The 8,712-nt window shown below is 68.0% G+C and carries 6 protein-coding genes and 2 pseudogenes; 5 read left to right on the forward strand and 3 right to left on the reverse strand.

Annotation, left to right across the window (positions count from 1 at the left end):
- Positions 1-499: 499 nt before the first annotated feature.
- Positions 500-697 (reverse strand): GspH/FimT family protein, encoded by a 198-nt coding sequence (locus tag Manayef4_RS15675; RefSeq protein WP_023841247.1) that lies wholly within the window; start codon positions 695-697, stop codon positions 500-502.
- 268 nt (positions 698-965) lie between these two features.
- On the opposite strand from Manayef4_RS15675, the gene Manayef4_RS15680 reads away from it, so the two are divergent.
- The 3 genes and pseudogenes from Manayef4_RS15680 (at position 966) to Manayef4_RS15690 (ending at position 5,219) form a co-directional block, all read left to right on the forward strand.
- Positions 966-1,889, forward strand: a complete 924-nt coding sequence (locus Manayef4_RS15680; RefSeq protein ID WP_254665680.1) for a MurR/RpiR family transcriptional regulator — start codon at positions 966-968, stop codon at positions 1,887-1,889.
- 663 nt (positions 1,890-2,552) lie between these two features.
- Positions 2,553-3,305, forward strand: a pseudogene (locus Manayef4_RS15685) (RNA-guided endonuclease TnpB family protein); the annotation flags it as partial.
- Positions 3,306-4,016: 711 nt separating this feature from the next.
- Positions 4,017-5,219: a cytochrome P450 gene (locus tag Manayef4_RS15690; RefSeq protein WP_011436398.1), complete on the forward strand. Its 1,203-nt coding sequence runs from the start codon at positions 4,017-4,019 to the stop codon at positions 5,217-5,219.
- 90 nt (positions 5,220-5,309) lie between these two features.
- Here the strand turns inward: Manayef4_RS15690 and Manayef4_RS15695 are convergent, their stop codons facing one another.
- On the reverse strand, positions 5,310-5,846 hold the full coding sequence (locus Manayef4_RS15695) for a DUF1003 domain-containing protein (RefSeq protein WP_070132080.1): 537 nt from the start codon (positions 5,844-5,846) through the stop codon (positions 5,310-5,312).
- Positions 5,847-5,995: 149 nt separating this feature from the next.
- On the opposite strand from Manayef4_RS15695, the gene Manayef4_RS15700 reads away from it, so the two are divergent.
- On the forward strand, positions 5,996-6,826 hold the full coding sequence (locus Manayef4_RS15700; protein ID WP_070132076.1) for a PhzF family phenazine biosynthesis protein: 831 nt from the start codon (positions 5,996-5,998) through the stop codon (positions 6,824-6,826).
- 120 nt (positions 6,827-6,946) lie between these two features.
- Here Manayef4_RS15700 and Manayef4_RS15705 read toward each other — a convergent pair.
- A pseudogene (locus tag Manayef4_RS15705) lies at positions 6,947-7,183 on the reverse strand (IS607 family transposase); the annotation flags it as partial.
- Between the two features lie 553 nt (positions 7,184-7,736).
- On the opposite strand from Manayef4_RS15705, the gene Manayef4_RS15710 reads away from it, so the two are divergent.
- Positions 7,737-8,699 (forward strand): IS110 family transposase, encoded by a 963-nt coding sequence (locus tag Manayef4_RS15710; RefSeq protein WP_254665681.1) that lies wholly within the window; start codon positions 7,737-7,739, stop codon positions 8,697-8,699.
- Positions 8,700-8,712: the final 13 nt, after the last annotated feature.

Below are 8,712 nucleotides of genomic sequence, written 5' to 3' on the forward strand. Positions count from 1 at the left end.
ATGTGGTGTGCAGGACGATGGCCGCCAGCGCGCCGGAATGGTGGGTGCGGTAAACGAGGTCGGCCTGGGCCGGGTCCACCCGGCACCGCCAGAACCAGGAGGGTGATAAGGAGGGCTACGCAGAACTCGGGGAATAGAAATAGAGCGCCCAGATCACGGAGAATTCCGTCCGAYGGGTCGGGAGCGGACGCCGGTGGTCGGTGTGCAGTACTCGCCAGACCCTGGAGTTGGCGACGGCCCGGGTTGTGCCCGGTCAGGTGCTGTTCTCCCGAGTACAGTTCCGGATCGGAACTGTACGACCGACACGGCAGCAGGGACCCGTCCGCCACGGTGGCCGTCCCCCGAACTCGGCCGCGATGCGGTCGATGCTCAGCGGGTGAGTCRCAGTACGCGTCGGGTGCGGGGAACGGCCCGGTTGGCGGCGGGACGCTGGTCATGATCGGGTGCCTTCGGCGGGATGGGCCTGGCCCCGGCGGTCGCGTCGAAGCCACTCAGGCGCTCAGGCACTCAGCCGCTCCTTGACGTAGGTGGCATAGACGATCTTGATCATCTCGCTATCGTTGCCGACGTCGATGCCGACCTCGGCATGGCGGCGCACCGCCTCGGCGGCCGCCTGGCGGATGGTTCCCGGCAGCCGCTGTGCCCGCTCCGGGGTCGGGTCGTGATGCTCCCGCTGGAGCACCTCTTCGGCCAGCATCCTGGGCACGGCAGGCTGCCGACGTGGGCGGTCACGATGCGGTCGGTGCTCAGCTTCATATCTCTCCTCGCTTACGGCAGACGGTCAACGGGCTCAGCGGGGGCAGGGCTGAGAGACGGAGACAGAAGGAAACATCCTCTTAACGGAATGCATTAGATGGATAGAATTTTCATACAGTATGATTTCTACCAAAGGAACAGATCTTCATCCGGCCCGTGCGGCAGATGACAGCGCACCACCGGCAAGCTGGAAGCCGAAAAGCGCGAGGATGGTGACGACGTTGGGAGAGACCATGACCGGACCGACGGCCGTCGAGACGATCGACGAGCCCGCCCAACCCACCCCCGGGCCGGGCGGCACCATCGCGCACCTACGCGCCTGCCTGCCGACTCTCACTCCCAGCGGTCGCAAGATCGGCCAGCTGATCCTCGACGACCCGAGGGAGATCGTTCACCTCACCGTCACCGATCTCGCCGACCGGACCGGCACCTCCGTCGCGACCGTGGTCCGGTTCTGTCAGGATCTCGGCCTCAAGGGCTTCGCCGACCTCAAAATTCGTCTCGCCGGCGAAGCGATTCCTCCCGAACGCGGCCTCCACGAGGCCGTCACCCACGCCGACTCCCCTGCCACCATCCTGGAAAAGATCCTCCACAGCACCGAGTCGGCTCTGTCCGAGACCACCCGCACCGTCGACCGCGCGGCATTCACCCGCGCGGTCGACGCCCTGCAATGCGCTGACCGGGTCCTGCTCATCGGCGCGGGGACGTCCGCCCCGCTCGCCCAGGACGCCGCCTACCGCTTCCGCACTCTCGGCCTGCTCGCCGAAGCCCCCGCCGACGCCCACGTCCAACACGTGGCCGCGCGCCTGCTGCCTCCCGCCTCCGCCTGCCTGGCCATCAGCCACACCGGGCAGACCCGCGAAACCCTGGCCGGCGCCGCCGCGGCGCGCGCGGCAGGGGCCACGACCATAGCCCTCACCAGCTTCTTCCGATCCCCCCTGACGAGGCTGGCCGACGTAGCCCTCGTCGCCGGCAGCAGCGAAACAAACTATCGAGTCGAGGCCATGAGCAGCCGCATCATCCACRCGACGGTCCTCGACGCCCTGTTCGTGGCCGTCCACCTCGCGCAACCCGACCGCGCCCAGAAAGCCCAGGAACTCACCGCCGAGGTACTCACCGAACACCGGATCTGACACCCGAGATCACGGAGGTGAACCCGCGGAGGGTGACGGCGAGGGTGGCCATGGCGAGGGTGGCCATGGCGAGGGTGGCCATCTCCCGGTCCGGTACGGCGGTGATCTGATCGTTCTCGTTGACCGGAAAACGGTCCAGCGGTTGGCTGGTTATACACGGTCGAGACGGCCAGCGAGACGGCCAGCGAGACGGCCACGGCAGGCCGGCGGCGGTAGCGGCGGTCCTCTCACCCCGCGCTGACCGCACGAACTACGCAGACCGTGTAAACCGTGCGCCGGCCTCCCACCGCACCCGCTCCTGCGGTGACCACGATCCTTCGACTGGCCTTCGGCCGGCGAATCTGGGACCTGACCTCGTGAACGCTCGTRAGTGTTGGCGGTCATCACGTTCGCCGGCCGTGTTGTCCTCGACCGGGCACCCAGCGTCCTCGACAGGGCACMCCGCCGGTTGGCCTTCCCCTGGTAGGACACTTACGAGGAGACCTACGCGGAGCCCTCATTCAGGACCGGCCTCGGCGGGTTGATCACGTGCTACTTCTCCGTTCGGGCCAACCCGACGGGCACCGTGTTCAGGTGGACGAAGGACGACCGGCGTGAAGGCGTTGCGGKCGTACCGGTTCGCGCTCGACCCGAACAACAACCAGCGTGCMGGCCGACGACCGGCATGTGAAGCTGCCCCGGATCGGCCGGGTGAAGGTCCGCGAGCCGATGGGCGCGCTGACCGGGCGGCTGGCGAATGGTCGGGCCCGCCTCCTAGGCGCCACGGTGTCGCGCACGGCCTGCCGCTGGTTCGTATCGTTCACCGTCGAGGTCGAGCGGGAGGTTCCCACCGGCCCGTCACGGCGGCAGCGTGCCGCCGTGACGGTCGGTGTCGACCTCGGGGTGCGCCACCTCGCCGTCCTGTCGACCGGTGAGACCGTGGCGAACCCGAAGCCGCTGGCCCGGTCGCTGCGGAAGCTGCGCCGCGACGGGCCGCACAAGCTCACCACCCGGCTCGCGACGTCCCACGAAACGATCGTGGTGGAAGACCTGCCCGTGGCCGGAATGGTCCGTAACCGCCGCCTCGCCCGTGCCGTGTCCGATACCGGCATGGCCGAGGTCCGCCGCCAGCTCGCCTACAAAACCCTCTGGTACGGATCGACCCTGGTGGTCGCGGACCGCTGGTACCCCTCGAGCAAGACCTGTTCCGGCTGTGGCGGGCGAAACCCAAACCTGACCCTGCCGGACCGCATCTTCACCTGCCCGTCCTGCGGGCTGGTGGCCGACCGCGACGCCAACGCCGCGGTCAACCTGCGTCACCTCGTCGCCGCCAGTACGTCGGAGACGATAAACGCCCGTGGAGCCGACCGTAAGACCCACCCTGGTGGGCGGGTGGCTGTGAAGCGGGAACCCGGCACGGCCATGGCCGGGAAGAGCGTCACCCGCACCACCGAGGTGGCATCCGGCGGGAAGTACGGCGGGACACGGCGGGACACGGAGGGACACGGAGGGCGTCCCGGTCGGCGTGAAATCCTTCACGCGGCACGGAAGGGCGCGACACGTGATTCCCGTCGCGATCGCCTTGCCGGGTCTGCCGTAGACCATGACGGCGAGCTTCCGAAAAAGCGCCGTGACCACGCTCGGCGTGAACGCCCCGCCCACCAACTGACACAATTGGGTAGTCAGATCACGGCCCGCTGCTGCGCCCCGGAGGGCACGAATGAGGGCACGAATGAGCCGGCCCTCCCAATCCTTCCGGTAAAGTCGGACGGGACCCGGACCCGGACGCGGAGCGTGAAAAGCGGAGCGTGAAAAGCGGCCAGAACCGTTGAGGAATGCCGCCGAACCCGGCGGGCCGTCATGGCCGGGACCGTCACGGATTCCCCGCGCAGGGGGCATCATTGCCGGCTCACAAGTGGTTGCAAGAGGTTTCAGGCGTCCGGCCGACGGCTTCCTCCGATGCCACCCGACTCCGCCTCGAGCCGTTACCCGAACAAGCCAGCCGCAGGGGCGGCGGCGGCGGCTTTCCCTCGCATCCACCAACGATTCGATAGGCATCAGCAGCACTCCATCGCCGCACCGGTCAGTCATGACGGCCCTGAAGCCGCGCCCCGGCCGGTTTCCGGAGTGCCCTGGGAAGGAGAATCCATGGCGGATCCCGTGGTGACCGACGTCGGGACGTCGGCACGCAAGATCGACCGCGAAGACCCGAACGGCGGATGCCCGGTCGTACAGGGCGCCGACGGCGTATGGCGGATCAGCGGGTACGCCGCCGGGCAGGCGGTGCTGCGCAGCTTGGAAACCAAGCAGGCCGGCCTCGGTATCGACGCATCTAAGGCGATTCCCAAGCGGATCCGCCGACCGGTGCTGCACAGCGACGGCCCCGAGCACCGGGAACGCCGCCGGCTGACCGCACGATTCTTCACTCTACGCAGGGTCGACGAGCACTACCGCGAGCTGATGCACCGCGTCGCCGACGAGCAGATCGACCGGTTGCGCCGCGAGCGGAGCGTCGACCTGTCCGAGCTCAGCTTCGCCCTCGCCGTCGAGGTCGCCGCCGCGGTGATCGGCCTCACCAACAGCCGCCCCGGCATGGCCGCCCGCCTGGAACGGTTCGCCCAGGGAGACCTCGGACCGCCGAATGTCACCAGCATCCGCGGCATCAGGCAGTTCATCCGGCAGAACCGCCACGCCCTCGCCTTCTACCTCGCCGACGTGCGCCCCGCGGTACGCGCCCGCCGTCGGCGACGCACGGATGACCTCATCTCACACATGATCGACCAAGGCTGCACCAATGCCGAAATCTTCGCCGAGTGCGTCACCTTCGCACCCGCAGGAATGATCACCACCCGGGAGTTCATCAACGTCGCCGCCTGGCACCTGTTCACCGACGACACACTGCGCGCCCGCTACCACGACGCTGACCAGACCGAACGGATCGCGATCCTGCACGAGTTCCTGCGCTTGGAACCGGTCATCTCCACTCTCAAACGGCGCACGACGGCCGACATCCAGCTACCGGGCCCGCACGGCCCGCTAACGATCCCAGCCGGCGCCCAGATCGACATCGCGGTGAGCAGCACCAACATCGACACGCAGGCCATCGGCGCCGACCCGTACACAGTCCGCCCCGCCCGCCCGATCGGCGACGGCGTGAGTCCGGCGGGGCTGAGCTTCGGCGACGGCCCCCACAAATGCCCCGGCGCACACGTCGCCATCCACGAAACCGACATCTTCCTGCACAAGCTGTTCATGCTCGACGGCCTGCACATGGCCAGCCCACCCCAGGTCACCCTCCGGGACGAGATCGCGGCCTACGAGCTGCGCGGCCTCGTCGTCACGCTCGACTGAATCGTCGCGCTCGGTTGACCCGGCCCCACACGCCCGGCGCCGGGCACCAGGCACCGGATTCGCGTCGTCGCCGACGATGAACCTGAGGCGTCACGACACTCCCGGATCCATCACTCCCGGACCCATCGGCTGGGCCTGGCCGTTACGGATCTCCGCGCGGGCGTGCGCGACGAGCTCCTGGACGTCCCGTTCCACCTCGTCGGGGTCAAGCCCGAGCGCCCGCCCGATGTGGACCGACCACACCTCGGACCGCAGGTTGGTCTCGAAGTCGAGTTCGGCACGGAGGTTCTGCCGGGCGGCCTCACGGTTCTGGCTGACCATCACGAACGTCGATAGGAAGATCGCCTCCAAGCTGACGATCATCGTCAGGAGGCCGAACGGGTAGCGGTCGAAGACGGCGTCCTCGCCGAACACGCCCTCGTTCAACAGGATCCAGCCGCCGAACCAGACCGCATGCAGGTAGACGAAGGGCAGCGATCCCGCGAAGGAGGTGATCAGATCCGCCCCGCGGTCCTGCGAGGTGYGCATCCGGGCGAAGGCGATCCGCTCGTTGGAAATACGCGGATGCGGGCGGCCACCCGCTTCGGCGTGACGGGGTCGGCCATGGGTGTCGGCGGAGGAACTCATGCCTTCATGCTGATATGCACCCGGATGCGTTCCCGCGCCGGCCCGCTCCTGGTGACGCTCCATCGCCTCCAGCCGCCTGGCGATCGGAATCCAGGAATTCCTCACCTGCATCCGCGCGGTCAGCCGGCGGCCCGCGGGACACTGGGCCGATGCCGCGTCCCTTCCAACAGATCGATGTCTTCTCAAGATCCCCGTATCAGGGCAATCCGGTAGCCGTCGTGCTCGACGGATCGGGACTCGACCCGGAGGAGATGCAGCGGTTCGCCCGGTGGACGAACCTCTCGGAGACTACCTTCATCCTGCCGCCCACCTCATCGGACGCCGACTACCGGGTCCGGATCTTCACACCCGGTGCCGAGCTGGCCTTCGCAGGGCATCCCACGCTGGGTACCTGCCACGCCTGGCTGACCACCCGGCCTCCGGCCGAACGGGGCGATGTGGTCGTTCAGGAGTGTGGTGCCGGGCTCGTTCCCGTCCGGCGGACCGCGGACGGACTCGCGTTCGCCGCACCCCCGCTGCGACGCTCGGGGCCGGTTAAGGAGGCCCTCGTCCAGCGCATCGGCACGGCGCTGGGCATCGCCCGCGATGACATCGTGGCCGCCGAGKGGGCGGATAACGGGCCGGGATGGATTGCTGTTCTACTCGACAGCGCCGAGGCGGTCCTCGCGTTGCAACCGGGCATCGTCGACCTGCATCTCGGCGTGCTCGGCCCGTATCCGCCCGAGTCGACCGAGACGTTCGAAGTTCGGGCCTTCTTCCCCGTGAACGGCACGACGAGGGAGGATCCGGTAACCGGAAGCCTCAACGCGTCCGTCGCCCAATGGCTGCTCCGGACCGGGCGAGCGAGCGCACCCTACACGGTGAGCCAGGGAACACTGCTCCACCGGACCGGACGGGTGCACATCTCCGCTGATGCGGACGGCACGGTCTGGATCGGCGGCGACACGATCACCTGCGTGTCCGGCTTCGTCGAGCTATAGGTTCCGTTTGTAAACGAACCGACCTGCGCTGGCATACCGGCGCAGGTCGGCGAGCTGGGCGTCGTTCCGGGTCAAGAGCGAACCCGATACGCCTGGAGGACCCTCACGGGCTTCCTCGACGGCGGCTGCGACCGCGCGCCGGACCCGGTCCGCGGCGGCCTCCCGACCATACAGCCGGAAGCACAGCGACGTCAGGATCTCGGTCACGTCCCCGACCAGATCGTCATCCACCCCGGCGGGGTCCTCATCCACCCCGGCGGGGTCGACGACCAGCAGCCGGCGGCCGGACGCGGCAAGGTCGGCGTCGACATACTCGACGCCGAACCGGCCGAACCGGTCGCGATACTCGACAACGATCGTGGCTACCTGCGTGCCGCGTAGCAGGGCATGGCCCACTATAGCCTGCCAAAGTACATTATTAAGCGCTGAGTCGTGCAAACTAAAGTACACCCTATGGAACGCGAACTAAGTGACGGAACGGTCGAAGGYATCGCCATCAACCCCGAAACAGGCGAAGAACACCCGTTCCTGCGTCGCCCAGGCCGACGCACACGGGCCGTGGTCTATCCGCCCTTTCGGTCCTACGGCGTCGAGKTTCGGTCAGGGACGCGGCCGATCTGGCTCTATCTGCGGCTATCGAAGTACCACCGGGATGGCGCTGATGCGATCGAGMGTCACCGCATCGACCTCACGCGGCTACTGGCCGGCCACGTGGGGCGATGGAAAATCGCTGGTGGTCGGCCGGTCGACGTCGGGCTGCCTTGGTGCCGTAGGTGGAGCCCGTCTTCTAGTGTGACGTGGGGATCTTCAGGCACGTGGGACTGCTGCTTCGAGCGCGACCTTTAGACTCTTTGATCATCTGATCCCCCCGGTCGGCCGCCTGGTCTGTCTCGATGTATGAGGGGGTCTGGTGGAGCGGCAGGTGGCGCGGTGCGCCGGTCTGGACGTGCACAAGGACGAGATCGTCGCCTGTGCGCGGATCTCCGATCCGGGTGGGCCTGGCCGGGTCGAGTTGCACACGTTCGGGACGACGACGCGTGAGCTGTTGGCGTTGCGGGACTGGCTGACGGGGCTGGGCGTGACCCGGGTCGGGATGGAGTCGACCGGGGTTTTCTGGAAGGCGCCGTTCCACATTCTGGAGGACGCGGTCGCCGAGTGCTGGCTGCTCAATGCCCGGCATCTGCGCAACGTGCCGGGCCGTAAGACGGATGCGGCGGACGCGGCGTGGATCGCGGAGCTGGTCGAGTACGGCCTGGTCCGCCCGTCGTTCGTGCCGCCCCAGCCGATCCGGGAACTACGTGACCTGACCCGGTATCGCCGCGCGCAGATCGACGAGCGGACCCGGGAGGCGCAGCGCCTCGACAAGGTCCTCCAGGACGCGGGGATCAAGCTGTCGTCGGTCGCGTCGGATGTGCTCGGGAAGTCCGGGCGGGCGATCCTCGACGCGCTGGTCGCGGGGACCACCGACCCGGTCGTGCTCGCCGAGCTCGCCAAGGGCCAGCTCCGTAAGAAGATCCCGGMGCTGCAAGAGGCGCTGACCGCGTTCTTCACCGGCCATCACGCGATCATCATCGGGGAGATCCTGTCCAAGCTGGACTACCTGGACGAGGCCATCGACCGGCTCTCGACCGAGATCGACCGGGTGATCGCCCCTTTCGCGGATGAGGTCGCCCTGCTGGACACGATCCCCGGGGTCGACCGCCGCATGGCCGAATGCCTGATCGCCGAGATCGGCGTCGACATGACCGTCTTCGGCTCCGCCGAACGGCTCGCCTCCTGGGCGGGCCGCTGCCAGGGCCTCGGCAAGTTTGCTGGTAAGCAGACTTTCGGCGTTGTGTGGGGCTTCCAGTGGGGTTGCGTAGCGCGCTTCTGACGCGAGGCCGGGG

It is taken from the genome of Frankia sp. CgMI4 (genome assembly GCF_001756285.1).
Lineage (GTDB): Bacteria > Actinomycetota > Actinomycetes > Frankiales > Frankiaceae > Frankia > Frankia casuarinae.